This window comes from Alkalimonas delamerensis, from assembly GCF_030717955.1.
Taxonomy (GTDB): domain Bacteria; phylum Pseudomonadota; class Gammaproteobacteria; order Enterobacterales; family Alteromonadaceae; genus Alkalimonas; species Alkalimonas delamerensis.
Window position 1 is genome coordinate 442104 of sequence record NZ_JAUZVY010000001.1, and the last position, 24603, is coordinate 466706.

Here is a 24603-nt window from a genome sequence, read left to right on the forward strand (position 1 = left end):
CATTATACGCTATAGCGCAGGGGAAAGGCGAATGCTGTTCAGCCCTCGTTGTTTGAGTTTTCGCTGCTTTACCCATAGTATAGAATGAGGTTAGGTACTACTTTTAGTTTTAATTTCAGCGAGTAATGGCCCTTTATGAGCACTATCAAAAGAGGCATCAACAGCACTGTCGAACAAGGCTCTCAACACAGGCGGGGTCGGTTCGCCGCTTTGAACTGGCTGTGGGGGCAGGGCGCACGGCTCTGTGGTAGCAGGCAGGAGCAGCCACCCCATGCTTGAATGGGCAGTGCCAACCTTGCTTGGGGCTTTGTTGCTACTGGCCGCTCTGGTCTCGGCTTTGATGCATCCGCTGCTGTGGTCCGTCCGCGGCTACATCGGCTTTAGCCTGTTGTTGGCACTGGCCTGGGCCTGGTTGGGAGCGGTCGGGTTGGCGCTGGCCGAAGCGGTGATTGGGGCTGTTCTGACGGGAGGCCTGCTGATGCTGGCCTTGTCCCGTCAAGTTGCCGTGGAACCGGCTTCGGTCAATCGCTTAAGCGGGCCAACCAAAGTGCTGCTGCTTGTTGGCTGCCTGCTGCTGAGCGCTGTGTTGGCATGGACTTTATGGCAAGGTCCAAAGGCGCACCCGTTTAGCCTTTGGCTGGCGCTGGTCTGGGGACTTTCGTGCTTCGCTTTGGTGAATGGGCCAGAACTGTTGCGGCGTGTAATTGCCCTGAACCTGATGGGGGCGGCGGTTTTTTCCGTGCTGGTGTTAGCGGCCAGTCTCGGGGGGGCGATCGACAGCCGGCTCTATGTATTGGTATTGATGGCGATGGTAATTGCCCTGGGGGCGACGGCCCTGGCGCTGTGGCTGATCCATCGTCTTCAGGCGGAGTCCTTATGAGTCAGGTGCTGGTGGCTTTGGCATTGCCGCTGCTGGCTGCTGTGCTGGCGTTATACTGGCGCCGTCAAGCTGCCTGGTTGGTTTGGCTGGCGGCCTTGCTAAACTTGCCGCTGCTGGCTGTGGCCTTGTGGCAGGTGGTCACCTCAGGCTCACAGCCGTTGTTGCTAAGCAGCATAGAAACCGAGCTGCTGCATTGGCAACTAACACCTTTAACGGCTTTGCTGATGCTGCTGGTAGCAAGCATTCATTTTCTGGTCGCCAGTTATAGTCTAAGTCAATGGCGGTTTGCCGGCTTGTCCCTTTACTTTTGGCCACTGGCTGCGCTGGTGCAGAGTCTGTTTTTTGTGTTGTTGCTGTCGGCAGATCTCTTGTTTTGGTACCTGAGTCTGGAGCTGCTGGGGTTGGTGGCAGTTGCACTGGTGTTGCTGGGCGGGAAAAAAGCCTGGCAGGCGGCGCTGCGCTATTTGTTGTTGTCTTTGGCCGGATCGCTCTGTTTCTTGTTGGGCGTTGCACTACTTTACACCCAGTACGGCAGCTTTGCATTGAGTGAGCTGACGCTGGGTATCGTAGAGTCCTCTGCCGATCCCCGGCTGGCACTTTGGCTGATGACCCTAGGTTTGATGCTCAAAGCCGCGCTCTGGCCCCTGCACTGGTGGCTGCCTGCGGCACACCTGGTCGCACCGGCCGCCGTCAGTGCTTTGCATGCGGGCTTGATCATCAAAGCCCCGCTTTTTCTGCTCTGGATGCTCTGGAGCCAACTGGCGACGCCAGCCATCGCTGAGGTTGGCAGTGTCTGGTTTTTGCTTACCGGCAGCCTGGCCTTGCTGGCGGGGGGCTGGTCGGCATTGCGCGCGCCTTTACCCAAGCTGATGATCGCCCATTCGACGGTCGCTCAGCTGGGTTATGGTTTATTGGCTTTAGGGCTGATGCTGTCACTGGCCGATCCGGCACTGGAACAGGCTTTTTGGCTCTTTGTCATGGCGCATGGGCTGGCAAAAGCTGCAGCCTTCCTCGCCATTGGCGAAATGCAATTGCGCTTGGGCGGTAAGCGGCTGACGACCTTTCGTGGTGCCAGTCAAACCATGCCGCTGGCGATGTTTGCCCTGGCGGTCGCCGGTGGCAGCTTGATTGGTTTACCACCCAGTGGCGGCTTTCTGGCCAAATGGCAATTGCTGGTGCCGCTGTGGCAGCAGAGCCAGTACTGGCCTGTGCTGCTGGTGATCCTGCTCGGCACTCTGCTATCGGCCGGTTATGTGTTTCGTTTGGTGGTGCTGGCGTTTTACCGGGCACGGCCTCGTCCGGCCGGTTTTAAAGCACCTGTATTGCCGCAATGGCTGGCGCTAATGCCTGCCTTGCTGGTGTGGGGTCTGGCGTTGTTCAGCCTTCCTTTACTGCATTGGCTCGGAGGCTAGCATGGACTGGAACAGCTGGTTGCCACTCTGGGTCGTGCTCAGCTCCTTGCTGCCGGGCTTGTTGATTTTCACCCTGGCTGAAGATCGCTATGTACTTCGTACCAGTCTGAATATGGGCGGAGTCCTGCTCAAGCTGGGCTTGGTGGGCTGGATGTGGCAAGGGGTGAAGGCCGGGCAGGACTATTATTTCGAACTGCCTTTTTTACCCGGTGCTCCCCTGGTGCTGCATGGCGATGCGCTGTCGATGCAATTTGTGTTGTTGTCGTCCGTGCTGTGGTGTGTCACCACCTTGTATGCCATTGGCTATCTGGAAGGCTCGCCACTGCGGTCGCGCTTTTTTGGCTACTTTAACCTCTGCGTCAGCGCCACGGTCGGGCTGGCTCTTTCCGGCAATCTGGTCAGTTTTGTGTTGTTTTACGAACTGTTGACGCTGGCCACCTTTCCTTTGGTGGTGCATCGGGGCACAGCCGCCGCTTTAAAAGCCGGCCGGCGTTATCTGGCCTATACCCTGACAGGCGGCACCGTCTTGCTGTTTGGTGCTGCCTTGCTCCACAGCCTGATCGGTAGCCCGGTGTTTATGCCGGGAGGCTATTTGCAGCCCTTGTTGGCCGAGCACAGTGGCGTGTTAACGCTGGCTTTTGTCTTGCTGATAGCCGGGCTAGGAGTGAAAGCTGCCTTGTTGCCTTTGCATGGCTGGCTGCCAGAGGCCATGGTGGCACCGGCGCCGGTCAGTGCTTTGCTGCACGCTGTTGCTGTGGTCAAAGCCGGTGCTTTTGGCATTGTCCGGGTGGTGTACGATGTATTTGGTGTCGAGGTCATGCAGCAGCTGGATTTGGGATGGCTGTTGGTGGTGCTGGCCAGCAGCACCATTTTGTATGGCTCCTGGCGTGCCTTGCAGCAACAGGATTTAAAGCGCCGGTTGGCGTACTCGACGGTGAGTCAGGTGTCCTATGTCACGTTAGGGGTGGCCATGCTTGGGCCTGTTGCGGCGATTGGCGGCCTGGTGCACCTAGTGCATCAGGGCGTGATGAAAATAACCCTGTTCTTTTGTGCCGGTAACTTTGCCGAGACGCTCGGGATCCACAAAATTCAGGAGCTCAATGGTGTTGGGCGGCGCATGCCACTGAGCAGTGCGGCCTTTACCCTGGGGGCAGCCGGCATGATAGGGTTACCAGCGACTGCTGGCATGCTTAGTAAATGGTATCTGGCGACTGGTGCCCTTGAGGCCGGTTACCCCTGGGTGCTCTTGGTGCTGCTTGGCTCCAGTGCCATGAATGCCATGTATTTTTTGCCTTTGCTGTACCGGATCTGGTTTTTACCGGCAGCACCCTGGCCGCAAGAGCGCGTTCTGTCCAACCGATTTGAAACACACTGGATGCTGTTGTTGCCCCCGGTGCTGACGGCCGCTTTGGTACTGCTGATGGGGCTATTGGCCGGGACCGATATCAGCCCGCTGAGCTGGAGCAAACTGATTGTTGAGCGGGAGTTTAGCTATGACTGAGTGGACGCTATGGCTTTGGCCGGGTGCCAGTTATGCGCTACCGCAGGGGCCAATGGTGTTCTGGTTCGGTTTTACCTTGTTGCTCTGGTGCTGTGCGGCGCTATACAGCATGCAAACCATCCAAAGCCGGAAAAGGTTGTACTGGATCAGTTTTGTTCTGGCGATGCTCGGCAACCTGCAGCTGCTGCTGGCGCAGGATGTGTTGGGGTTTTACCTTGGGTTTGCGCTCATGAGTTTGTCGGCCTATGGGCTGGTGATCCATCGTGGCGATAAAACGGCCCGGCAGGCCGGGCGACTCTATTTACAACTGGCAATCCTTGGTGAATTGCTGCTGTTTGCGGGCTTGTTGCTCCGGGTGGATGCGGCTGAGGGGGCATTGCTGATTGCCAATCTGCAAACCATTGAGCTTACCCCGCTAACTCTGACCTTGTTGCTGTTGGGCCTGGGCTTAAAAGCTGGCTTTTTCCCGCTGCACATCTGGTTGCCGTTGGCACATCCGGCGGCTCCGGTCCCCGCCAGTGCGGTGTTGTCCGGCGCTATGATCAAAGCGGGCTTGTTGGGCTTGTGGCAGTTTTTGCCGGCTCAGGATCCGCTGCTCGTATCCTGGTTGCCGGGCTTGGCATTGCTGGCGTTGGGCTCTGCATTGTTTGGCGCTCTGATCGCCTTGCTGCATCAGAGCAGCAAGGTGGTGCTGGCGTACTCGTCGGTCAGTCAGATGGGCTATATGCTGTTGGCGCTGGTGCTGTATTGGGCCAGCCCGCTTGAGCTGCAAACGGCTGCTGCCTGGCTGCTGGTTGGGTATTGCTGCCATCATGCTTTGCTGAAATCGGCGTTGTTTCTGGCTGCTGGCTCTGTCAATCACTACCGTTTATCCTCCTGGCATGGTGCCTTGCTGCTTTGGCCACTGTTAAGCCTGGTAGCGCTACCGCTCAGCTCTGGTGCCATGGTGAAATATGGCTTGAAGCAAGGGGTGTCCGAAAGCAGCTTACCTGCTTTACCGCTGCTCGATGCACTGCTTGCTTTCGGTGCTTTGTGCACCGCCTTGCTGGCGCTTCACTGGTTGCGTCTGGCCAAAGCACAGTGGCAGCTGCCGGGGCCTTCGCTGCCAGGGACAGCCAGCCTGGCCTGGGGGATCCTGGTGCTGGCTTCGCTCAGCATGCCAGGCTGGTTCGCTGCTTTGCGGCCGCAGTGGTTGGCCAGTTTGAGTTTTAGCGCGGTGCTGGCGGCGCTCTGGCCGGTTGCCTTGGCGCTGTTGCTGCACTGGGGCTGGCAACGCAGCGGTTGGCAACTAGCGGCCGCCTGGCAACAGCCCAGAAGTCCGGCCCTTGGTTGGTCTTTGTGGCTAAAAGCAGGTTATCAAAGCAGAAGTCGTGCACTACCTGAGCTCAGATTGCCAGCCTGGCGGCAGAGTGAGCGCTGGCTCAATCGCCGTTTGGCAACAGAGTCTTTGCTGCCTGGGGTCTGTGCACTGCTGCTCAGTTTGCTGTTGTTGCTGTGGCTGCTGAGTGGCTGAGCCGCTGTTTTAAAACCAGCCACTCAGGGTTTGAGCACTGCCAGCAAGATGGTGGCAAACAAAATCAGCACTGGCAGCTCATTGAACCAACGGTAAAAACGGCCACTGCGGCAATTTTTATCGGCTTTAAAGTCGGCCAGCAGCTTAAAGCAATAGCCGTGGTAGCCGTACAACAAGACTACCAACAGCAGTTTATAATGCAGCCAGCGGCTGGCACGAAACCAGTCCATGCCGTATGCCTGGATCAGAAGTAGGCCGAACACCAGCGTCAGAATGGCAAAGGGGGTTACAAAGAACAATAAGCGACGCTCCATCACTTTGAATTGTGCCTGAATCTCCGGGTTGCTGGTTTCTGCGTGGTAGACAAAAAGTCTTGGCAAGTAAAAAATGCCGGCAAACCAGGCCACCATAAAAATCAGATGCAAGGCTTTGTAGAGCAATACCAGGGTCATAGCAGGTTATTCTCCTTTACCAATAAAGTTTGCACCTGATCCCAACGAACCAATCCCGCTGGCTCAGGCACACCAAGATCCTCATCTAAAATGCAAACCGCGCCTTCCCGGCTTGTTTCCAGCAGCTGATAGACTTCTGCCATGGTCGCTTGTGGTGTGAGCAGAGGCACCGGCAAATAGCGCAAGGCACTGCCATCACTGACCGACAGACTGACATCGTAACTGACCAGTTGATAGACAGGCCCATCTTCGCCTTCGCTTTTCAGCAGCAGGAGTTCATCGGCAGCCAGTTGATCCAGCGCTTGCCGGATGCTGGTTTCATCGCTTTGCAGCAGCAAATGATAGCGATGATCCAGCTGGGCCAGCACCCCGACTTTTTGCAGCACATCGAGGGCGGGCGATACCTTGTAGGGCAGCTGCATAAAATCCAGCTGCATTAAAAACAGGGACTTGGTATGACAGAATTGCACACCTGTAACATAAGCGGTGGCAATGACCAGCATGGCTGGCAGGATAATGTCCGGATTGGAAGCCAGCTCCATCACTGCCACCAGAGCGGCCAGTGGTGCATGCAGGCAAGCCGCCATTAAACCGGCCATCCCCAGCACTGCGTAGGTGCCGGCATGCTCGCTGTGGCCATGCAACAAGCCGGGGACGAGTGCCAGCAAGGTGCCAAAGATGATGCCAATGCCAAAAATAGGCCCTACCACACCGCCCGGAACACCCAGGCCCAGTGCCACCAGCGTCAGCACCATTTTGCCGATGAAAAGCGCCAGCAGCAGTTGCACATCGGTGGGGGCCTCGACCGCGTATTGAATGGCGCCTGTTTCTGCCCCCATGGCTTGCGGGATCAGCATGCCAATAGCGGCGGTAATGGCTGCCGCCAGCAGCAACCGGATTGGTAAGGGCCAGTTTTTAAAGGTGCGTATAATACGCATCATGTTGGTATTAAATACAAAAGCAACCATGCCAATCAGCACACCGCACAGGATCAGGTAGGGGAAGTGCCAACCCGGTAAGGTGGTGATCTGCAGGATGGCCAGCTCCCGCTCCATGCCAAAGACCAGACGGGTGACCAAAGCACCGACCACAGCCGCCAGCATCACCGGAATAAAAATATGAATACGGTATTCGCGCAGCACCACTTCCATTACAAAAATCACTGCGGCCAAAGGGGTGTTGAACGAGGCGGCGATGCCAGCAGCTATGCCACAGCCAACCAGAGTGCGAACGCTGTTGTAGGGCAGCTTGAGCTTTTTGCCAACAAAACTGGCGCCGTAGGCACCCAGATGCACCGATGGCCCTTCGCGCCCAACCGAAAAACCACTGGCCAGTGCCGCAACACCCCCGAAAAACTGGTTGAAGGTATTGCGAAAGGGCATCATGCCGTAGCTGGTTTTAATGCGATGGATGACAAAGGGGATCCCGAGCCGGTAGTGCTTGTAGCCTGTTAGCAGGGCGATTAGGCCAATGCAAAAAGCGCCGGCGAAGGGCAGTAGCCAGCGAACCTCCGGCAAGGCGGTGGCAAAATCATCAAACTTATCCAGATAAAAGCTTTGTAAGGCCAGGATTGCCAGCCGAAACAGAATAATCAGGATGGCTGCCAGCAGGCCACCCAAAGCGCCCAGAATACAGAGCTGCAGTGAGGTTTGGGGGAAGGCAAGCTGCTTGCGTAAACCCGGCAGTGCCAGCTGCAGCCGCTGCCAGCTTTCGGACCAGAATTTCATGAGGCGCTGCTGTCAGTAAGGAATGTCTATAGTGTAACAGACTGCTGTAAAAGCATAAATTTTTTCATTATCACCCTGCGCCGGTAATACTTGAATAAAATAGTCAGGTATTGGATAATTTGCCGGTCGATAGTGTTAGGAGTTTCTATGTCCGATTTTCAGGTGCCGCTCGAATTTACCGATGCTGCCGCACAAAAAGTACTGGCTTTGGTGACCGAAGAAGAGAATCCGGCGCTGAAATTGCGTGTCTACATCACCGGTGGCGGCTGCTCTGGCTTTCAGTATGGATTTACCTTCGATGAAAAAATCAATGAGGGTGACTTTGTGCTGGAAAAACAGGGCGTCAGCATGGTGGTGGACCCAATGAGCCTGCAATATTTAATGGGCGGTACCGTCGATTACAGCGAGGGCTTGCAGGGCAGTCGATTTGTCATCAACAACCCCAACGCAACCACCACCTGCGGTTGTGGCTCATCGTTCTCTGTCTAGAGTCGGGACAGTTTTAACGCTGAGTCAACCAGATAATGCCAGCCAGCAAGGCGCCAATCACCAGATTAAACACCGCAATGTAAATAAAGCCTTTTTGCCCTTGCTTCAGGCTAAGCCCCTGCGTTTGAAGAAACCAGAACCAGGCGGCAAACATCAGCAAAGGCAACAAAAATATCAGCCGTATCATCCGGACCTCACTGCAACTAAGTTGTTGTCAGTATAGAAGAATAAACTATGGTTGACGACCCGGTCCTGTAACTTACTTGTGTTAATCTTTTGTTTTCCCTATTTTCGCTCCTAGTTTCTCTTGCCCGACCTGTCAAGCTTGATTTGTATTTTTAACGCCGATTGCTGTACGCCTGTCGCATCCTATGTTTTAATGAGGCTGTTTCATGTGGTTTCGGCTCGACCAACTGCATGAATCAGGGCAAATAAAATGTAAACTGAATAATAAAAGCGTAGCAAAACGCTGGGAGTACAACATAAATGAAAGGTGGTAAAAGCGTTATCTCAGAAGAGAATAAACGACTTTGTGTGTGGCTGAAGCGTCAGCGCCAGGAAAAAGGACACACCATGCGCAGCTTGTCTGAACTATTGGGCACGCCACACTCCTTCATTGGTAAAGTAGAAAACCAGGAACGTCGGCTGGATGTGGTGGAGTTTATCCGCTACTGTCAGGCACTGGACGTGGACCCGACCGAAGGCTTAAAGCAAGCCCTCAATTAATGGACTTCCTTTAAAAAGGGATGCCTGAAACGGCATCCCTTTTTTATATACTTAAGTAACTCGCATCTTGAAGTTACTTGGGTATGTCACTGTCAAGGGCTCTGTTCGGTGTTGGCCATTTGATGCCGAAAACGCCGGCCAATCCAGATCAGCAAGCAAAGTGACGGGATCACCATCAAGGCGGTAATGGCGAAGAACAGCGCCCAGTTGCCATCCAGATAGTCGACCAGTTCGCCGCTAAACGAAGCCAGGGTAGTGCGTCCCAGGTTCCCCAAGGAAGCCAGCAGGGCATATTGTGTCGCTGAGAAAGCGCGCCCGGTTAAAAAGGTCAGGAAGGAAACAAAAGCCACCGTGGAAAATGCACTGGTAAAGTTATCAACCAGAATGGTGGCTAAAAAGAGGTTGGTGTTTGGGCCGACCATGGCGATCCAGGAAAACATCAGGTTGCTGGCCGCCATGGCAACACCGCCGATAAACAAACCACGTAAAATGCCAAAGCGAATATTGATGGCACTGCCAAGCAATGTAAACACCACCATGGCAACCCAGCCAATCAGCTTGGAGTATTCGGCAATTTGTTCATTGCTAAAACCGACTTCCCGGTAAAATGGAATCGACATTCGGCCCAGAAAAGCTTCGCCAATTTTGAATAAAAACACAAAGCACAAAATCGCCAACGCCAAACCCCAGCCATTGCGACGAAAAAACTCGGCGAAAGGTTCAATCACGGTCACACTGAGCCAAACCAGGTAGCCGCGCAGTCCGCCTTGGCCCAGGTGCTGTTGGTAGCGCTGACTGGCTTGCTGTTGCAGGGCTTCGCGCTCTTTGCCGGGCTCCCGGATAAACAGGGTCGCCAGTATCAGCAGCAATTGCACCCCAGCCATGCCCAAATAGACTGCGGGCCAGCCGAAGGTATCGGCATTGAAAAAAGCCAGTGCCCCAGGCAGGGAGTAGCCTGTCCACCAGCCGATCACCGCCATGGCCGCGGCAGGGGGCAGTCGCAGCTTATCGCCGGCGATGATGTCGATGCGGTAGGCATCAATGGCCACATCCTGAGTGGAGGAAGCGATGGCGATGGACAGCGCCAGCAAAGAGGTCCAAAGCAGGCTGTAGCCTGGGTTGGTAAAAGCAATGGTTAAGGTTGCAGCCAGAATCAAACTTTGCATCAGCAAAATCCAGCTGCGGCGCTGACCTAACCAGCGATACAACAAGGGCAGCCGGACCCTATCCAGCAAGGGGGCCCATAAAAAATTTAGCGCGTACACCACAAAGATGGAGCCAAAATAGCCAATGGCGGCCCTGGATAAGCCGGCATCTTGCAGCCAGCCGCTCATGTTGGAGCCAATCAACACCCAGGGAAAGCCAGAGGCACAGCCCATCAGGAAAATATACAAGAGACGAATATCGGAATAACTGTCCAGCGCCTCGCGCCAGCTTTGTACTTTGCTTTCTGCTTTGAATAACATCGGGAGATCTCAAGGCTGCGAAGGGCAAACCATAGCAAAGCTCGGCCGGTTCGAAAATAGTCCGGATTAAATTAAGGGCGGATCCCAACGCAATCCAGTGGCAGCTGACCTTTGCCACGCAGAAAACTCAGGCAGTTAAGCAGGTTGTGTTGCAGTACCTGATCGCTTTTTAGCTGATGCTCCGGCCAGAACTCCAGTTGATGCATCAGATGCCAGAACACTTGCTCCCGGAGGTTTTGAGGGGTTTTAAGCTGAATGCCAAACTGGCCCCACTCTTCCAGCGTATCCCAGATAAAAAGATGCAGCTCATGGTGGGGCAGCTGCCCGCGGAAAAAGCGGGAGGCGTAAAAGATAAGTTGCCGTGTTTTTAGCTCGATAAATTGTTCCAGCATACACCGACCTCTGCACTTGTGATGCCAGCAAAATGCCTTGCTGTTAGTGCAAGTATAGCTGGCTGTGTCGGCGATGCCGGAAAAATTACTCTTCCGGCACCAGACTCACCCGATGCAGTACGATCGGCTCTACCGGGACATCGGGCCAGCCAGTAACCTGGTGGTGTGCGGTTTCAAGCTCATTGACTTGCTGCAGGATGTCCATGCCTTCCATCACCCGGCCAAAGACGGTGTAGCCCCAGCGCGCACCTGGATCCAGGCTCCCATTGTCTTTCAGATTAAAGTAAAACTGACTGCTGGCACTGTGCGGATTATTGGTGCGCGCCATGGCAATGGTGCCTTGCTCATTACGCAGGCCATTGCCGGACTCATTAAATATAGGTTCTAAGGTGGCGATGCCTTCAAAATCCAGGTTGTAACCACCGCCTTGCAGCACAAAATCGGCAATCAGCCGGTGAAAGATTGTTTCGTTGTAGCGTTGGGTTTTCACATAGCTCAGGAAGTTGTTCACCGTAATGGGAGCGCGGCTGCGATCCAGCTCCACCTTAATGTCACCTAAGGAAGTATGAAACACCACCCGCGGAAATAGGTTATCTGGCTGCAGACTTTCGCCTGCTGTGGCAGGAAAGAAGAGGGTGGCTATGAAAAGAATGCTGCTGATAAGCCAGGGTTTCATTGTAGTTGTCTCCTTAGGTACTGTTGCCAGTGTTGATCGTGCAGAATATCGTGCAATACCCGCTCTGTCAGTTGGTTAAGCTCGCGCTCCACTGAGGCGGGATCGACTTTAAAGGGTGCTGTGTAGCTGCTCTGACCGCTAAAGCGTTTGCGGTAGTGCCCGCCTTCTGAGCGGATGGCGACTTCAATCACCACTTCGGAGTGCACTTCATGATCCAGTGGGTGCTGTTTGGCTTGCGCCAGCAGGGTCAGCACATTGAATTGCAACTGCGTGCTGGCGGCCGGTTCCAGCAGAGCGCCGGCGGCCTGGAACTGCTGTGCCAGCAGCGATTGCAACTGTGCACGCCAATCTGGCTTGTTGGGTAAGGCGACCACTTTGTCCACTGTCTGGATGGTCAGCATGGAGGATTTTGGCCTTTTATCCAGCAATTGCCAGCCAAAGCTGCTGGTGCCAAGGTTTAAACTGGCGCTGGCTTCAGGCTTTGGACTAATAAAAAGCGGGCGATGCGGGCTGGCGCAGGCGCTGATCAGCAGCACGCTGAATACTATGGCAAAAAACAACTTCATTTTCGGCGCTCCGATTCCAGAATAACAAATTTCTTTTGGCTGGCCAGACAACGTACACCGCCAAACAAGGCACTGAGTTGTTGGCCGTAGGGCAAATGGCGGTTGGCTACAATGCGCAGCCGGCCGCCCGGCTTAAGCACGCGCCAGGCATCGTGAAACATTTGCCGGGCCAAGTGGCTGGTAATGGTGTCCTGTTGATGAAAAGGAGGGTTGCACAGCACCCAGTCCACACTTTGGTCTGCCAGTTGGCTCAGACCATCGTCTTGCGAAAAAGTGCATTGCTCAAGCAAGGCAGGCAGACTTTGCGCGACACTGAGCTTGGCGGATGCGACAGCCATCGCCGACTCATCGCTGAAAAGTACCTGCAATGCCGGGTTGGCGACTAAAGCACTCAGCCCCAGCACACCATTGCCACATCCTAAGTCGACCAGTCGTTGCTCTGGTTCTGTGGTAGGTAAATGCTGCAGGAAAAAGCGGGCACCAATATCCAGCCGCTCACCACTGAACACATTGGCATGATTGACCAGGGTGAGTCCAGTTTGCTCCAATGGCCAGCTTTTCGGCCAGTCAGACTGAGGTGCGTGACGAGGTGTTGCCAGTGACGTCTGCAGATAACGGCATTTGCGCTGGGTTAAAGAAGCGCTGGTCGGTCCTAGTGTGTTGTGAAAAAGCAGCAGCAAATTCTTATGAATATCCCGAGCTCTGGCAGCCACCAGCAGTTGGTCGCCATGCTGAAGCTTGGCACCCAGCAGGTTCAGTTGATACGCCAGGTAGCCATGATCGCGAGGAATACGCATCAGCACCAAAGCAAACGAATCTGGCAGTGGTGCCAGGCTATCTAGCCACTGCACCTGCTGTGTTGGCAGTTGATTCAACTGCAAATTAGCCTTGCAGGCCTGCTGGCTGACCAGGGAATCACTGACATGAACCAGCTGCAGTTGAGGGTAGCGTGCCAGCAGCAGACAGCTTAAAGCGCCAAATTGGTCATTGAGCACCAGCACAGGCTGGCTGACACTAAGCTGGTTGGATGCCAGTCGTTTCAATGCAGCGCTAAGCAGCAACTCGTCGACCGCATCCCAGGCTTGTAAATTGACAAAGTCAGTGTCGGTTGGCCAGCGCTTTAATTGCAGATGGATCCCGGCCAACGTAAAATGCGTATTCATAGAAATTCTGTACGTAAATCAGGGCAGTCATTTTGACACGTGCTATCTCACAGCTCAAGCCAGAGTGCTGGCAACTTCCCGGTGCGTCATTGCAGCTTTGGCGCGGTTGGTTGGCTGAGCCAGAGGCAAGCAAAGGTTACCGCCAGTTGGTGGATGAGTTGCCTTGGCAGCAGCCTTCGATCCGATTGTTCGGTCGGGAGCACCCGATACCCAGACGTCAGGTATGGATGGGGGATGAGGGGGCCCGGTATCGCTACTCGGGCACTTTGTTCCAGCCAGATGCCTGGCATCCTCTGGTGGCAAACTGGCAGCAACGGTTGAGTACAGCCTTGCAGCAGCCCTTTAATTCGGCTCTGCTCAATTGGTACCGTTCTGGATTGGATCACATGGGTTGGCATGCCGATAACGAAGCGGAGCTTGGCAACGATCCCTGCATAGCGTCCCTGAGTTTGGGGGAGGCGAGGCGGTTTGATTTAAAGCATCGTCACCATCCATGGCAGTTGCAATTGAATCTGGGGCATGGCGACTTGTTGGTAATGGCGGCAGGCTGTCAGCAGCACTGGTTGCATCGGATCCCGAAACAGAGCCGTGTCAGCGGGGGGCGGCTGAACCTGACCTTTCGTTATATTGTGCCTGCTGTTTAGACCAATTTATTTTTTCACGTGTCGCCAGCGGTTTAGTCTGCAATAAAATGCTTGACAGCAAAATGGGACTGGCAACTTTAGCCGGCTTAACTAGAGTAAAACCGAGGGACCTACAGAGGATGAAGTCAATGTTAATCCACACACGAATAGAGCAAAAGTTACTGGATGCTTTTGACCCCGAGGTACTGGATGTAACCAACGAAAGCTACCTGCACAATGTGCCTGCCGGCTCGGAGTCCCACTTTAAAGTGGTTATCGTCACGCCGCAATTTGAAGGCATGCGGCTGTTGCAGCGGCATCGGGCCGTGAATGCCATTGTTGCCGAAGAGTTGGCCGAGCACATCCATGCGCTGGCGCTGCACACTTACACACCAAGCGAGTGGTACCAGTACTATGCCGAAAAGCCACCAGCTTCTCCCAAATGCCTGGGTGGCGAAAAGAAAGCCATCGTCTAGCTTATCAATTAAATAGCATCCAATTAAACAGCATCGTACGGTAGGCTCGGGCCTGATTGCGATGCTGTTGCCCGATGAAAAATCACCTGATCCGACCAGCTTTGTCTGCTAAAGTCTTACACTAGTCGCAATTTCTACTCTGAATAACAGGACTGAATGATGGTAATTCAACCCAAAATCCGTGGTTTTATCTGTACCAATGCCCATCCAACCGGTTGTGCCGCTCATGTCAAACAGCAAATTGATTATGTTCGCCAGCGTGGCCCCATCGCCAATGGGCCTAAAAATGTGTTGGTGATTGGTGCATCCACTGGCTACGGATTGGCATCGCGCATTGCGGCCGCCTTTGGCTCCGGAGCCAACACCCTGGGTATTTTCTTTGAAAAAGAGCCCACCGCCAGCAAAACGGCTTCTGCCGGTTGGTACAACAGTGCCGCCTTTGAGCAGGAAGCGTTAAAAGCCGGTCTTTGGTGCAAACACCTGAATGGCGATGCCTTTACCGACGAGCTGAAAGCCAAAACCATCGATGTGATTCAGCAGGAAATGGGCAAAATTGATTTGGTGGTTTACAGCCTGGCCGCGCCTCGCCGAAAAGATCCGGTCAGTGGGGAGGTCTACAGCTCGGTATTAAAACCGATTGGTCAGGCCTACACCGAGAAAAACCTCAATACCAGCAAGCGGGTGATTGAAGAAGTCAGTGTGGAGCCAGCCAACGAGGACGAAATTTTCAATACTGTCAAAGTAATGGGTGGCGAAGATTGGGAGCGTTGGTTGGATCAGCTTCATGCCGCTGGTGTGCTGGCGGATGATTGCCAGACCGTGGCTTACACCTACATTGGCAAAGAGTTAACCTGGCCGATTTATGGCAAAGCAACCATTGGTAAGGCAAAAGAAGACTTGGACCGGGCTGCCGCTGCTTTGACCGCCAAGTTAGCGGATAAAAAGGGCAAAGCTTATGTCGCCTCATTAAAGGCGGTGGTCACTCAGGCCAGCTCTGCCATTCCGATTATGCCATTGTACATTTCGTTGCTGTATCGGGTGATGAAAGCGGAAGGCAGCCATGAAGGCTGCATCGAGCAGATCGATGGTCTGTTTCGTGAAGGCTTGTATCATGCAGCGCCTGCACTGGATGACGCCGGCCGTCTGCGTCAAGATGGCAAAGAGCTGGCCGAACATGTGCAAGCTGAAGTCAAAGCCCTTTGGCAGCAAGTCGAGACCGACAACATTGACACCCTTACCGATTACGCCGGTTACCATCAGGACTTCCTGCAGCTGTTTGGCTTTGGCGTTGAAGGCGTCGATTACGAGGCCGATGTCAGCCCTGAAGTGCCGCTACTGCAATTGCAGGACTGATTGTTTAAGCCACCTTCGGGTGGCTTTTTATTGGCTAAACGCTCGGCGCTATACCACCAAAGTTGGCATAGCCCCCGGCATGAAAAATCAGTAAAATGCAACCAAGCTGATGAAAGTTTGTACAATTTGACTAGACTAGAATGCAAGCGCATGGACGACGATAAATTTTCATGAACGCATGGATAGCCGCGGCGTTTGATGGTAAAATCCGCGCCTTTATTACGTGTATCTGACTTTGGAACCTGCAAACTTGCAGAAGTTCCCAGCCAGTCGGGTGCGCTGCGAGGTCGGCAGCTGAAAAACTGAACCTGTTTCTTCCCAAACTAGTAGTGCAAGTACGTATGATAAAACTCAAAAAAGGCTTGGACATTCCCCTCGCGGGCAGTCCTAAACAAGAGATAACCGACGGGCCTGCTATCAAGCGCGTCGCCGTACTCGGCGAAGAGTTTCATGGTATGCGTCCGACCATGTTGGTCGAAGTTGGCGATACGGTAAAGAAAGGCCAGGGCTTGTTTGAAGACAAGAAAACCCCTGGTGTCATCTTTACCGCCCCAGCTTCGGGTAAAGTGGTTGAGATCAACCGTGGTGCTAAGCGGGTGTTGCAGTCTGTGGTGATTGAGGTGCAGGGCAGCGATGCAGTGCAATTCGAGAAATACAGCCCAGAGCAACTGGCAGGCTTGAGTTCAGAGCAGGTGCGCAAGAACCTGGTCGACTCCGGTTTGTGGGTGGGTTTCCGTACCCGTCCATTTAGCCAGACCCCGGCCATCGACAGCACCGCCAAAGCCATTTTCGTCACAGCAATGGATAGCAATCCGTTGGCTGCCGACCCGGCTGTGATCATCAACGCCAATGCCGATGCTTTCCAGCAAGGACTGGCGGTGTTGAAGCACCTGACCTCCGGCAAGCTGTACCTGTGCAAAAAAGCCGGTGTGGCTTTGCCTGAAGTGGCTGGTGTCGAGACGGCGGAATTTGATGGCCCGCATCCGGCTGGTTTGCCGGGTACCCATATCCACTATCTGGAAGGTGCATCCTTACAAAAAGTGGTGTGGCACATTGGTTATCAGGATGTCATTGCCATTGGCCAGTTGTTCACCAGCGGTGAGTTGCCAGCCGAGCGGGTTGTTGCCTTGGCCGGTCCTGTAGTGAAATCGCCACGTTTGGTTAAAACCGTGCTGGGCGCTTCACTGGAAGAGCTTTGCGCTGGTGAACTTGTCGAAGGCGATCATCGTATTATCTCAGGATCGGTTCTGGCCGGTACTGCAGCTCACGGTGTGCACGGTTACCTGGGGCGTTTTCATTCGCAGGTTTCCGTTTTGGCTGACGGCAGTGAAAAACACTTCCTTGGCTGGATTGCTCCGGGGAAAGAGAAATTCTCTATTACCCGTGCCTATCTGGGGCACCTGGCGCCGAAAAAGCTGTTCAACCTGACCACCACTACCAATGGTTCTTCCCGTGCCATGGTACCGATCGGAAATTACGAGCGGGTCATGCCACTGGATATTTTGCCCACTTTGTTGTTGCGTGATCTGTGCTCCGGTGATACCGACAGCGCCCAGGCACTTGGCTGCCTTGAACTGGACGAAGAAGACTTGGCTCTGTGTACCTTTGTGTGCCCAGGCAAGTACGATTACGGCTCCATTCTGCGTAGCTGCCTGACGACGATCCAGAAGGAAGGCTAATCATGAGTTTAAAGCATTATTTAGAACGCATTGAACCGCAGTTTGAGAAAGGCGGCAAATACGAAAAGTGGTATGCGCTGTACGAGGCCATTGCTACTGTCCTTTACACGCCTGGTTATGTCACCAAAAACAAGACTCATGTTCGCGACAGCATCGATCTGAAGCGGATTATGATCTTTGTTTGGCTGGCCTTGTTCCCGGCACTCTTCTTCGGCATGTTTAATGTCGGGCACCAAGCTGTCGCAGCTTTGGCTGAAGGCTTTGGTACGCCGGATACCTGGCAGGTTGGGGTTTTCCATCTGCTCGGCGGTAGTCTGACGGAAAGCTCAGGCTGGGGCATGAAACTGCTGTATGGTGCCTGCTGGTTCCTGCCGATTTACGCCACTGTCTTTGTGGTGGGTGGCTTCTGGGAAGTGCTGTTTGCTTCGGTCCGTAAGCATGAAGTCAACGAAGGTTTCTTTGTGACCTCCATCTTGTTTGCGCTGATCTTGCCAGCCACCATTCCATTGTGGCAAGCCGCTTTGGGTATTACCTTCGGTGTGGTGGTTGCCAAAGAGGTATTCGGTGGTACTGGCCGTAACTTCTTAAACCCAGCACTGGCGGGTCGTGCTTTCCTGTTCTTTGCATACCCGGCAGAAATCTCCGGTGATGCTGTCTGGACAGTAGCCGATGGTTACTCGGGCGCAACCCTGCTCAGCCAAGGCCAAAATGCGACGCTGGATTACAGTGACATGCAGCTGTGGTGGGATTCTTTCCTGGGCTTTATTCCTGGCTCTGTTGGTGAAACCTCAACGCTTGCGCTGTTGATTGGTGGTTTGGCCCTGATCTACTTCCGCATTGCCTCCTGGCGCATTGTGCTGGGTGTCATGGTCGGTATGGTGCTGACGGCCCTGCTGTTTAACGCCATTGGCTCAGAGACCAATCACTTGTTTGCTATGCCATGGCATTGGCACCTGGTGATCGGCGGCTTTGCAATCGGTATGTTCTTTATGGCTACCGACCCTGTTTCAGCGTCTTTCACCAATCAGGGTAAATGGGCTTACGGCATTTTGATTGGTTTTATGGTGGTGATGATCCGGGTAGTGAACCCAGCTTACCCGGAAGGGATGATGCTGGCGATCCTGTTCGCCAACCTGTTCGCGCCATTATTTGATTTCTTCGTGGCACAGGCCAATATCAAACGGAGGCTGGCACGCAATGTCTAGTAACAACGATACCATCAGTAAAACGCTGATTGTGGTCATTTCTTTATGTCTGGTGTGTGCTCTCGTGGTCTCGACCGCAGCAGTGCAACTGCGTCCATTGCAGCAAGCCAATATGTTGCTGGATGCCCAGACCAACATTCTGCGCAGTGCCCGGGTATTGGATGGTGCAGCTTCTGCGGCTCGAGTTCGCGAACTGTTCGACCAGTACGTTGAAGAGCGGGTGATCAACCTGAGCACCGGCGAGTTCACCGACAAGGACCCGATGCAGTTTGATTACCGTGCCTCTTGGCGTGATCCAGAGCTCAGCACTCAGCTGAGCAAGCAGCAGGACGTGGCTTCGATTCGCCGTGCGCCGCATTATGCGCCGGTTTACCTGGTACGCAACGATGCCGGTGAACTGACGTCTCTGGTGTTGCCTATCCATGGTTATGGTCTTTGGTCCACCATGCATGCCTTTATTGCACTGGAAACCGATGGCAATACCATCATTGGGATGAACTACTACGAGCAGGGTGAAACTCCGGGCCTAGGTGGTGAAATCGAAAACCCACGTTGGATTGGTCAGTTTGAAGGCAAACGGCTGTTCGATGAGCAAGGCAATCTGGCTTTGACCATTGTTCGTCCTGGCAACGCCTCCGATCCTTACCATGAAATCGATGGTTTGTCGGGTGCCACTCTGACTGCCAATGGTGTCCAGAATACCTTTACCTTCTGGATGGGTGACAAAGGCTTCGGTCCTTTCCTGAGCAAAGTGCAGCAAGGAGCTTTGAACAATGGCTAGTGCAAAAGAAATTAAAACCGTACTCTTTGGGCCGGTTTTTGCAAACAACCCCATTGCTTTGCAAGTGTTGGGTGTGTGTTCTGCATTGGCGGTAACGACACAGATGGCGACAGCCTTGGTGATGTGCTTTGCACTGACCTTTGTAATTACGCTGTCGAACTTCTTTATTTCGTTAATCCGTAATCACATTCCATCCAGTGTGCGGATCATCGTGCAGATGACCATCATTGCGTCCTTGGTAATCATCGTCGACCAAATCCTGAAAGCCTTTGCCTATGAAGTCTCGAAAGAGCTGTCCGTTTTCGTTGGCTTGATCATTACCAACTGCATCGTGATGGGCCGGGCGGAAGCCTACGCCATGAAGAGCACTCCGGGCATGAGTTTCCTCGATGGCCTTGGCAATGCGCTGGGTTACAGCCTTGTCCTGTTGGTCGTAGCATTTATACGGGAGCTAGGCGGTGCTGGTTCAGTGTTCGGTGTTGAGATTCTGCCGTTGGTGAGTGAAGGCGGCTGGTACCAGCCAATGGGCATGCTGTTGTTGGCACCGAGTGCTTTCATCATCATTGCTTTCTTCATTTGGGTGCTGCGGACCTTCCGTCCAGAGCAGGTTGAGCAGGCATAAGGAGCTGACAAGTGGGTTTAGAACATTATTTAGGTTTATTTGTCCGCGCCGTCTTCATTGAAAACCTGGCGCTGGCATTCTTCCTCGGCATGTGTACTTTCTTGGCTGTGTCCAAGAAAGTCACCACCGCTTTTGGTCTGGGTGTTGCGGTTATCGTGGTACTGGGCCTGGCTGTGCCAATCAACAATGTGGTGTATCACAACTTGCTGGCACCAGGTGCTTTGGCCTGGGCGGGTTTCCCGGATGCGGATCTGAGCTTCCTGGGCTTTATCACCTACATTGGTGTCATTGCAGCCATGGTGCAGATTCTGGAAATGACGTTGGATAAGTTTTTCCCGGCTCTGTACAACGCCCTTGGCATTTTCTTGCCATTGATCACAGTGAACTGTGCCATCTTTGGTGGCGTAGCATTCATGGTGGAGCGTGACTACAACTTTGCTGAAAGTGTGGTATTCGGTTTGGGCAGTGGTGTGGGTTGGGCTCTGGCCATTACCTTGTTGGCCGCCGTCCGTGAAAAACTGAAGTACGCTGATATGCCGCACGGTATGCGTGGCCTGGGTTCAACTTTCCTGATTGTAGGTTTGATGGGCCTTGGCTTTATGTCGTTCTCCGGCGTTTCATTGTAAGCAGCAGTAGAAGGAATAAACGATGCAAGAGATTATTCTTGGCGTAGTGATGTTTACCCTGGTCGTTGTGGCCCTGGTATTCATCATTCTTGCCGCGAAATCCAAACTGGTTGCCAGCGGTGAAGTGACCATCCTGATCAACGGCGATCCGGAAAAAGCCATCAAAACCAAGCCAGGCGGCAAGTTGTTGGGCGCCCTGGCCGACCGCGGGATCTTCCTGTCATCCGCTTGCGGTGGTGGTGGATCCTGTGGTCAGTGTACGGTCCACGTTCATGCGGGTGGTGGTGAAATTCTGCCAACCGAGCTGGACCACATCACCAAAAAAGAAGCGCGTGAAGGCTGCCGCTTGTCTTGTCAGGTGGCGATTAAAGGCGATATGGAAATCGAAGTCGAAGATGAAGTATTCGGCATTCGTAAATGGGATTGTGAAGTCATTTCCAATGACAACAAAGCGACCTTTATCAAAGAGCTGGTGTTGCGTATTCCAGATGGTGAGTCGGTGCCATTCCGCGCCGGTGGTTACATTCAGATTGAAGCGCCACCACACCATGTGAAGTACAAAGACTTCGATATTCCAGAAGAGTATCGTGGTGATTGGGAGCGCTTCAACTTCTTCAGCCTGGAGTCCAAAGTGGATGACGAAACCATCCGTGCTTACTCCATGGCGAACTACCCTGAAGAAGAAGGCATCATCATGCTGAACGTGCGGATTGCTACGCCGCCACCAAACAACCTGTCACTGCCATGCGGTAAAATGTCGTCCTTTATCTGGAGCCTGAAAGAAGGCGATAAAGTGACCATTTCTGGTCCCTTTGGTGAATTCTTCGCCAAAGAAACCGAAGCTGAGATGGTCTTTGTCGGTGGTGGTGCTGGTATGGCACCGATGCGCTCGCACATTTTCGATCAGCTGCGCCGTCTGAAGTCTAAGCGTAAAATGTCCTTCTGGTACGGTGCCCGTTCCAGCCGAGAGATGTTCTATGTGGAAGATTTCGACATGCTGGCTGCTGAGAATGACAACTTTGAGTGGCATGTAGCACTGTCGGATCCTCAACCAGAAGACAACTGGGAAGGCTACACCGGCTTCATCCACAATGTGTTGTATGAGAACTACCTGAAGAACCACAAAGCACCAGAAGATTGTGAGTTCTACATGTGTGGTCCGCCAATGATGAACAAAGCCGTCATCAACATGCTGAAAGACCTGGGTGTTGAAGACGAAAACATCATGCTTGATGACTTCGGTGGTTAATTCTTTCCTATGTTGAAAGTGCATTACAAAGTCTGGCTGGCCCTTCTTGGGCTGGCCATTTTCGTTTCTTGCAGCCCGGTTCAGCAGGAGCGGCTGGTTCCCGAACGTATGCATGGCCAGACCATGGGGACCTATTACGTGGTTTCCATTTTCGCCGGTGAGCAGTCGGTCGACTTGGCCGCGCTGCAAACGGAGATTGATGCCGAGCTTGAGCTGGTCAATCAGCTGATGTCGACCTACATTCCACAGTCAGAACTGATGCGCTTTAACAGTTGGCACAGCACCCAACCGTTTTTGCTGTCGGAGCCGACCGCCGAGGTTATTGCAGAGTCGATTCGGATTGGCCTGGCTACGGGTGGCCTGCTGGATGTCACCATCCGACCTCTGGTTGAGTTGTGGGGCTTTGGCGCTCAGGGACGGATCACCCAATCGCCCAGTACCGAGCAGTACCAGGCGGTTTTGCCGTACATTGGTATCGACAAGTTGACGCTGGATGGTCTCTGGCTGAGCAAAGCCGATCCCCGCGTCTCAGTTGATCTGTCCACCATCGCCAAAGGCTATGGGGTTGACCGGGTAGCCGATTTGCTTGATACCAAAGGGTTCGACGCCTATCTGGTTGAGGTCGGCGGGGAGATCCGTGCTCGTGGGCCTAAACCCGACGGTAGCCCCTGGCGCATCGCCATTGAGCAACCCGATGCCGCTGGCCGTGCTGTACAGCGCATTATCGAGCCAGGTGATATGGCGCTGGCAACTTCGGGTGATTACCGCAATTACTTCGAAGAGGATGGGGTGCGCTTGTCCCACATCCTGGATCCACGCACGGGACGTCCAATCCAAAGCCGGGTGGTGTCGAGCACGGTGATTCATCCATCTTGCATGACCGCCGATGGGTATTCCACTGCTCTGATGATCATGGATGCCGAGGAGGCTTTGCAGTTTGCCAACCGTCATGGTATTGCAGCGCTACTGATTGTGCGAACCGAGCAAGGCTACGATGAGCTGGTGAGTGACGCTTTTCAACCTTATCTGGAAACTGGAGGCAGTGCCCAATGATGACTACATTTTTACTCACTTTTGGTGTTTTGTTGCTGGTGGTCGTGGCGATGGCCATCGGCTATCTGGTGCAGCGTAAGGCCATCAGTGGCAGTTGCGGTGGATTGGGCGCCATGGGCATTGAGAAAGCCTGTGATTGCGACAACCCCTGTGAAAAACGCCAGGCCAGAATGAAAAAAGAGCAATTCTGGCAGGAAAATAAAATCATTTAACCGACCTTTTTGCAGACAGCATCGTAAAGCAGAACTGCCAGCAACGTGCCGCTTTTAGAGCGTGCTGGCTTGTTCTGCTTTTTATTTTCCGAAATAATGGCCTTTTAACCTAAACGGAAGCCATTATGTCTTATCCGCAGCTTGATGCCTTACCTGAGCTTACTCAGGCCCTTACTGATCCCTCCTACGATGCATTGATAGTGCTGGCTTCAAATTTTGCCCATCCCGAACTGAATTTTTTGCAGCCGCAACTTGAGCAGGCAGCCGAGCGCGATCAACGCGTTGGCCAACAACTGACCGCAGTGCTTTGTCCGGATGTACCTGGCCAGCGCTTGATTCTTGCTCCGGTGGGAAGTCTTGACCGTGACTACGACGATGTGCGCAGTTTTGCCGATGCGGCAAAAGGCGCTATCGCGTTGGCGAAAGAGATGGGAGCCAGAGCACCTCTGGTCTGGACCGAGCCGGTGGAGTCGGCTGTGTTTCAGCAAGCTGCTGCGGTCAGTTATCTGGCGATGTGTCAGGCCTTATGGCAGCCACTGGAAGGCCGGGAGGTCGTTGGCGAAGAAAAGCTTGAGCCTGTTGTCAAGCTGGGGTTCTGTGGCCTTAGCGCCACAGAGGCCAATGAGCTGATGGCCATTGAGGCTGGACGGCGCCTGGCGCGCGATCTGGCCGGCACTGAGCCGGAGCGGATGAGTGCCTTGAACTTTGCCGCCTACTGCCAGCAAGCCTTTGCCGGCAGCGCGGTCCAGGTCGAGGTGGTGACCGATGTGCCAACTTTGCAACGTGATTACCCTTTGATGATGGCAGTCGCGCGCAGTTCGTTGGCGGTGAAGCGGCATCACCCGGCGGTGATCAGGTTGAGTTATACGCCAGAAGGTGCCATTGCTCAAACCTTGCTGCTGGCCGGTAAAGGCTTGGTTTACGACACTGGAGGCGCCGATCTCAAAGTTGGTGGCAGCATGGCCGGTATGAGCCGTGATAAAGGTGGCGGTGCGGCAGTGGCTGGTATCATGATGGCGCTGGCAGGACTCAAACCTCAAGGCATTAAGGTAGTCGCCGAAATCGGTGCCGTTCGAAACAGCATTGGTTCAGATGCTTTTGTTCCCGATGAAATTATTACCAGCCACGCCGGGGTTCGGGTGCGGATTGGCAACACCGACGCCGAAGGTCGCCTGGTGTTGGCGGATTTGCTGTCGCATCTGCGTGAGCAAGCGCTGAATGAAGTTACGCCTCAGTTGTTTTCCATTGCTACTTTGACAGGACACGCTGCTCGATCGGTCGGGCCTTACACCGCCTTGGTTGAGAATGGTCCGGCCAGAAGCCTCAAATTGGCGGAGCGAGTGCAGCAGCAGGGCGACCTGTGGGGCGATCCTTGTGAGATTTCGCGCAGCCGGCGCGAAGACTTCCAATTTATTCAGGCCAAAACCAGTGCAGAGGACGTGCTCAGTTGCAACAATGCCGCATCCTCGGTGACGGTGCGGGGCCATCAATTCCCAATGGCCTTTCTGGTAGAGGCATCCGGCCTGTCCAGCCATGGTCAGGCGCAGAACAAACCAATCCCTTATCTGCACCTTGATATTGCCGGCAGTGGGGTCGATGGCAGTGACTGGATCCATGGCAAACCGTCGGCGGCACCGGTGCTGGCGTTGTTGATGGCTTCATTGGGCAGCTAAACAAGGTGCCTTGTGCAGTTGCTGGCTGCGCAAGGCTTGTTCTGCTCCTCAATGCTGGTTATGCTGTCAAATAACGGACTGGTTAGAA

Annotated in this window: 26 protein-coding genes; 18 read left to right on the forward strand and 8 right to left on the reverse strand. The window is 53.9% G+C overall.

Features of this window, described 5'->3' with window-relative positions:
- Positions 1-271 precede the first annotated feature (271 nt).
- From Q3O59_RS02050 to Q3O59_RS02065, 4 genes are read left to right on the forward strand one after another with little or no spacing between them, the layout of a single operon-like run.
- Positions 272-880: a hydrogenase subunit MbhD domain-containing protein gene (locus tag Q3O59_RS02050; RefSeq protein WP_305944011.1), complete on the forward strand. Its 609-nt coding sequence runs from the start codon at positions 272-274 to the stop codon at positions 878-880.
- Positions 877-2292, forward strand: coding sequence for a complex I subunit 5 family protein (locus Q3O59_RS02055; RefSeq protein WP_305944012.1), 1416 nt, complete (start codon positions 877-879; stop codon positions 2290-2292). The genes Q3O59_RS02050 and Q3O59_RS02055 overlap by 4 nt, the downstream gene beginning before the upstream one ends.
- Before the next feature lies 1 nt (position 2293).
- Positions 2294-3793, forward strand: a complete 1500-nt coding sequence (locus Q3O59_RS02060; RefSeq protein ID WP_305944013.1) for a complex I subunit 5 family protein — start codon at positions 2294-2296, stop codon at positions 3791-3793.
- Positions 3786-5306 (forward strand): proton-conducting transporter transmembrane domain-containing protein, encoded by a 1521-nt coding sequence (locus Q3O59_RS02065; protein ID WP_305944014.1) that lies wholly within the window; start codon positions 3786-3788, stop codon positions 5304-5306. Before Q3O59_RS02060 ends, Q3O59_RS02065 begins: the two co-directional genes overlap by 8 nt.
- 23 nt (positions 5307-5329) lie before the next feature.
- Here Q3O59_RS02065 and Q3O59_RS02070 read toward each other — a convergent pair whose 3' ends face one another.
- Complete coding sequence (locus tag Q3O59_RS02070) at positions 5330-5758, reverse strand: CopD family protein (protein WP_305944015.1); 429 nt, start codon at positions 5756-5758, stop codon at positions 5330-5332.
- Positions 5755-7485, reverse strand: coding sequence for a chloride channel protein (locus tag Q3O59_RS02075; RefSeq protein WP_305944016.1), 1731 nt, complete (start codon positions 7483-7485; stop codon positions 5755-5757). Before Q3O59_RS02075 ends, Q3O59_RS02070 begins: the two co-directional genes overlap by 4 nt.
- Positions 7486-7632: 147 nt before the next feature.
- On the opposite strand from Q3O59_RS02075, the gene erpA reads away from it, so the two are divergent.
- Entirely contained in the window at positions 7633-7974 is a 342-nt protein-coding gene (erpA, locus tag Q3O59_RS02080) for an iron-sulfur cluster insertion protein ErpA (protein ID WP_228590558.1), read from the forward strand.
- Positions 7975-7987: 13 nt separating this feature from the next.
- On the opposite strand, the gene Q3O59_RS02085 is transcribed toward erpA, so the two are convergent.
- Complete coding sequence (locus tag Q3O59_RS02085) at positions 7988-8161, reverse strand: hypothetical protein (RefSeq protein ID WP_228590556.1); 174 nt, start codon at positions 8159-8161, stop codon at positions 7988-7990.
- 299 nt (positions 8162-8460) lie between these two features.
- Here Q3O59_RS02085 and Q3O59_RS02090 point away from each other — a divergent pair, with 299 nt between their 5' ends.
- Positions 8461-8700 (forward strand): helix-turn-helix domain-containing protein, encoded by a 240-nt coding sequence (locus Q3O59_RS02090; protein ID WP_228590554.1) that lies wholly within the window; start codon positions 8461-8463, stop codon positions 8698-8700.
- A 92-nt stretch (positions 8701-8792) separates the two neighbouring features.
- On the opposite strand, the gene Q3O59_RS02095 is transcribed toward Q3O59_RS02090, so the two are convergent.
- From Q3O59_RS02095 to Q3O59_RS02115, 5 genes are all read right to left on the reverse strand, one after another.
- Positions 8793-10166, reverse strand: a complete 1374-nt coding sequence (locus Q3O59_RS02095) for an AmpG family muropeptide MFS transporter (protein WP_305944017.1) — start codon at positions 10164-10166, stop codon at positions 8793-8795.
- 71 nt (positions 10167-10237) lie between these two features.
- The gene (locus Q3O59_RS02100; protein ID WP_305944018.1) at positions 10238-10558 is read right to left on the reverse strand and encodes a hypothetical protein; all 321 of its coding nucleotides are present in this window, start codon (positions 10556-10558) and stop codon (positions 10238-10240) included.
- Between the two features lie 85 nt (positions 10559-10643).
- Positions 10644-11234 (reverse strand): peptidylprolyl isomerase, encoded by a 591-nt coding sequence (locus Q3O59_RS02105; protein ID WP_305944019.1) that lies wholly within the window; start codon positions 11232-11234, stop codon positions 10644-10646.
- The gene (locus Q3O59_RS02110; protein WP_305944020.1) at positions 11231-11800 is read right to left on the reverse strand and encodes a YajG family lipoprotein; all 570 of its coding nucleotides are present in this window, start codon (positions 11798-11800) and stop codon (positions 11231-11233) included. Before Q3O59_RS02110 ends, Q3O59_RS02105 begins: the two co-directional genes overlap by 4 nt.
- Positions 11797-12963 carry a methyltransferase gene (locus tag Q3O59_RS02115; RefSeq protein ID WP_305944021.1) on the reverse strand — a complete coding sequence of 389 codons (1167 nt, stop codon included), beginning with the start codon at positions 12961-12963 and terminating at the stop codon, positions 11797-11799. The genes Q3O59_RS02110 and Q3O59_RS02115 overlap by 4 nt, the downstream gene beginning before the upstream one ends.
- A 32-nt stretch (positions 12964-12995) precedes the next feature.
- Here Q3O59_RS02115 and Q3O59_RS02120 point away from each other — a divergent pair, with 32 nt between their 5' ends.
- The 12 genes from Q3O59_RS02120 (at position 12996) to Q3O59_RS02175 (ending at position 24515) form a co-directional block, all read left to right on the forward strand.
- Complete coding sequence (locus tag Q3O59_RS02120) at positions 12996-13607, forward strand: alpha-ketoglutarate-dependent dioxygenase AlkB family protein (protein ID WP_305944022.1); 612 nt, start codon at positions 12996-12998, stop codon at positions 13605-13607.
- Between the two features lie 128 nt (positions 13608-13735).
- Entirely contained in the window at positions 13736-14062 is a 327-nt protein-coding gene (locus Q3O59_RS02125; RefSeq protein WP_305944023.1) for a BolA family protein, read from the forward strand.
- Positions 14063-14221: 159 nt separating this feature from the next.
- Positions 14222-15415 (forward strand): enoyl-ACP reductase FabV, encoded by a 1194-nt coding sequence (gene fabV / locus Q3O59_RS02130; protein WP_305944024.1) that lies wholly within the window; start codon positions 14222-14224, stop codon positions 15413-15415.
- A 341-nt stretch (positions 15416-15756) separates the two neighbouring features.
- The gene (locus tag Q3O59_RS02135) at positions 15757-17094 is read left to right on the forward strand and encodes a Na(+)-translocating NADH-quinone reductase subunit A (protein WP_305944025.1); all 1338 of its coding nucleotides are present in this window, start codon (positions 15757-15759) and stop codon (positions 17092-17094) included.
- Between the two features lie 2 nt (positions 17095-17096).
- Positions 17097-18299 carry an NADH:ubiquinone reductase (Na(+)-transporting) subunit B gene (locus Q3O59_RS02140; RefSeq protein WP_305944026.1) on the forward strand — a complete coding sequence of 401 codons (1203 nt, stop codon included), beginning with the start codon at positions 17097-17099 and terminating at the stop codon, positions 18297-18299.
- Positions 18292-19080 (forward strand): Na(+)-translocating NADH-quinone reductase subunit C, encoded by a 789-nt coding sequence (locus Q3O59_RS02145; protein ID WP_305944027.1) that lies wholly within the window; start codon positions 18292-18294, stop codon positions 19078-19080. Before Q3O59_RS02140 ends, Q3O59_RS02145 begins: the two co-directional genes overlap by 8 nt.
- Positions 19073-19702 (forward strand): NADH:ubiquinone reductase (Na(+)-transporting) subunit D, encoded by a 630-nt coding sequence (locus Q3O59_RS02150; RefSeq protein ID WP_305944028.1) that lies wholly within the window; start codon positions 19073-19075, stop codon positions 19700-19702. Before Q3O59_RS02145 ends, Q3O59_RS02150 begins: the two co-directional genes overlap by 8 nt.
- A gap of 11 nt (positions 19703-19713) precedes the next feature.
- The gene (gene nqrE, locus Q3O59_RS02155) at positions 19714-20328 is read left to right on the forward strand and encodes an NADH:ubiquinone reductase (Na(+)-transporting) subunit E (RefSeq protein ID WP_305944029.1); all 615 of its coding nucleotides are present in this window, start codon (positions 19714-19716) and stop codon (positions 20326-20328) included.
- A 22-nt stretch (positions 20329-20350) separates the two neighbouring features.
- Positions 20351-21577: an NADH:ubiquinone reductase (Na(+)-transporting) subunit F gene (gene nqrF, locus Q3O59_RS02160; RefSeq protein ID WP_228593528.1), complete on the forward strand. Its 1227-nt coding sequence runs from the start codon at positions 20351-20353 to the stop codon at positions 21575-21577.
- Positions 21578-21586: 9 nt separating this feature from the next.
- Positions 21587-22630 (forward strand): FAD:protein FMN transferase, encoded by a 1044-nt coding sequence (locus tag Q3O59_RS02165; RefSeq protein WP_305944030.1) that lies wholly within the window; start codon positions 21587-21589, stop codon positions 22628-22630.
- Positions 22630-22842, forward strand: coding sequence for a (Na+)-NQR maturation NqrM (nqrM, locus tag Q3O59_RS02170; protein WP_228593532.1), 213 nt, complete (start codon positions 22630-22632; stop codon positions 22840-22842). The genes Q3O59_RS02165 and nqrM overlap by 1 nt, the downstream gene beginning before the upstream one ends.
- Positions 22843-22967: 125 nt before the next feature.
- The gene (locus Q3O59_RS02175; RefSeq protein ID WP_305944031.1) at positions 22968-24515 is read left to right on the forward strand and encodes a M17 family metallopeptidase; all 1548 of its coding nucleotides are present in this window, start codon (positions 22968-22970) and stop codon (positions 24513-24515) included.
- The last annotated feature ends 88 nt before the right edge of the window (positions 24516-24603 follow it).

What these genes read in the sequence shown, in the direction of transcription:
- Q3O59_RS02050 (WP_305944011.1), top strand. Translation starts at nt 272, where the DNA reads ATGCTTGAATGGGCAGTGCCAACCTTGCTTGGGGCTTTGTTGCTACTG.
- Q3O59_RS02055 (WP_305944012.1), top strand. Translation starts at nt 877, where the DNA reads ATGAGTCAGGTGCTGGTGGCTTTGGCATTGCCGCTGCTGGCTGCTGTG.
- Q3O59_RS02060 (WP_305944013.1), top strand. Translation starts at nt 2,294, where the DNA reads ATGGACTGGAACAGCTGGTTGCCACTCTGGGTCGTGCTCAGCTCCTTG.
- Q3O59_RS02065 (WP_305944014.1), top strand. Translation starts at nt 3,786, where the DNA reads ATGACTGAGTGGACGCTATGGCTTTGGCCGGGTGCCAGTTATGCGCTA.
- Q3O59_RS02070 (WP_305944015.1), bottom strand. Translation starts at nt 5,758, where the DNA reads ATGACCCTGGTATTGCTCTACAAAGCCTTGCATCTGATTTTTATGGTG.
- Q3O59_RS02075 (WP_305944016.1), bottom strand. Translation starts at nt 7,485, where the DNA reads ATGAAATTCTGGTCCGAAAGCTGGCAGCGGCTGCAGCTGGCACTGCCG.
- erpA (WP_228590558.1), top strand. Translation starts at nt 7,633, where the DNA reads ATGTCCGATTTTCAGGTGCCGCTCGAATTTACCGATGCTGCCGCACAA.
- Q3O59_RS02085 (WP_228590556.1), bottom strand. Translation starts at nt 8,161, where the DNA reads ATGATACGGCTGATATTTTTGTTGCCTTTGCTGATGTTTGCCGCCTGG.
- Q3O59_RS02090 (WP_228590554.1), top strand. Translation starts at nt 8,461, where the DNA reads ATGAAAGGTGGTAAAAGCGTTATCTCAGAAGAGAATAAACGACTTTGT.
- Q3O59_RS02095 (WP_305944017.1), bottom strand. Translation starts at nt 10,166, where the DNA reads ATGTTATTCAAAGCAGAAAGCAAAGTACAAAGCTGGCGCGAGGCGCTG.
- Q3O59_RS02100 (WP_305944018.1), bottom strand. Translation starts at nt 10,558, where the DNA reads ATGCTGGAACAATTTATCGAGCTAAAAACACGGCAACTTATCTTTTAC.
- Q3O59_RS02105 (WP_305944019.1), bottom strand. Translation starts at nt 11,234, where the DNA reads ATGAAACCCTGGCTTATCAGCAGCATTCTTTTCATAGCCACCCTCTTC.
- Q3O59_RS02110 (WP_305944020.1), bottom strand. Translation starts at nt 11,800, where the DNA reads ATGAAGTTGTTTTTTGCCATAGTATTCAGCGTGCTGCTGATCAGCGCC.
- Q3O59_RS02115 (WP_305944021.1), bottom strand. Translation starts at nt 12,963, where the DNA reads ATGAATACGCATTTTACGTTGGCCGGGATCCATCTGCAATTAAAGCGC.
- Q3O59_RS02125 (WP_305944023.1), top strand. Translation starts at nt 13,736, where the DNA reads ATGTTAATCCACACACGAATAGAGCAAAAGTTACTGGATGCTTTTGAC.
- fabV (WP_305944024.1), top strand. Translation starts at nt 14,222, where the DNA reads ATGGTAATTCAACCCAAAATCCGTGGTTTTATCTGTACCAATGCCCAT.
- Q3O59_RS02135 (WP_305944025.1), top strand. Translation starts at nt 15,757, where the DNA reads ATGATAAAACTCAAAAAAGGCTTGGACATTCCCCTCGCGGGCAGTCCT.
- Q3O59_RS02140 (WP_305944026.1), top strand. Translation starts at nt 17,097, where the DNA reads ATGAGTTTAAAGCATTATTTAGAACGCATTGAACCGCAGTTTGAGAAA.
- Q3O59_RS02145 (WP_305944027.1), top strand. Translation starts at nt 18,292, where the DNA reads ATGTCTAGTAACAACGATACCATCAGTAAAACGCTGATTGTGGTCATT.
- Q3O59_RS02150 (WP_305944028.1), top strand. Translation starts at nt 19,073, where the DNA reads ATGGCTAGTGCAAAAGAAATTAAAACCGTACTCTTTGGGCCGGTTTTT.
- nqrF (WP_228593528.1), top strand. Translation starts at nt 20,351, where the DNA reads ATGCAAGAGATTATTCTTGGCGTAGTGATGTTTACCCTGGTCGTTGTG.
- Q3O59_RS02165 (WP_305944030.1), top strand. Translation starts at nt 21,587, where the DNA reads ATGTTGAAAGTGCATTACAAAGTCTGGCTGGCCCTTCTTGGGCTGGCC.
- nqrM (WP_228593532.1), top strand. Translation starts at nt 22,630, where the DNA reads ATGACTACATTTTTACTCACTTTTGGTGTTTTGTTGCTGGTGGTCGTG.
- Q3O59_RS02175 (WP_305944031.1), top strand. Translation starts at nt 22,968, where the DNA reads ATGTCTTATCCGCAGCTTGATGCCTTACCTGAGCTTACTCAGGCCCTT.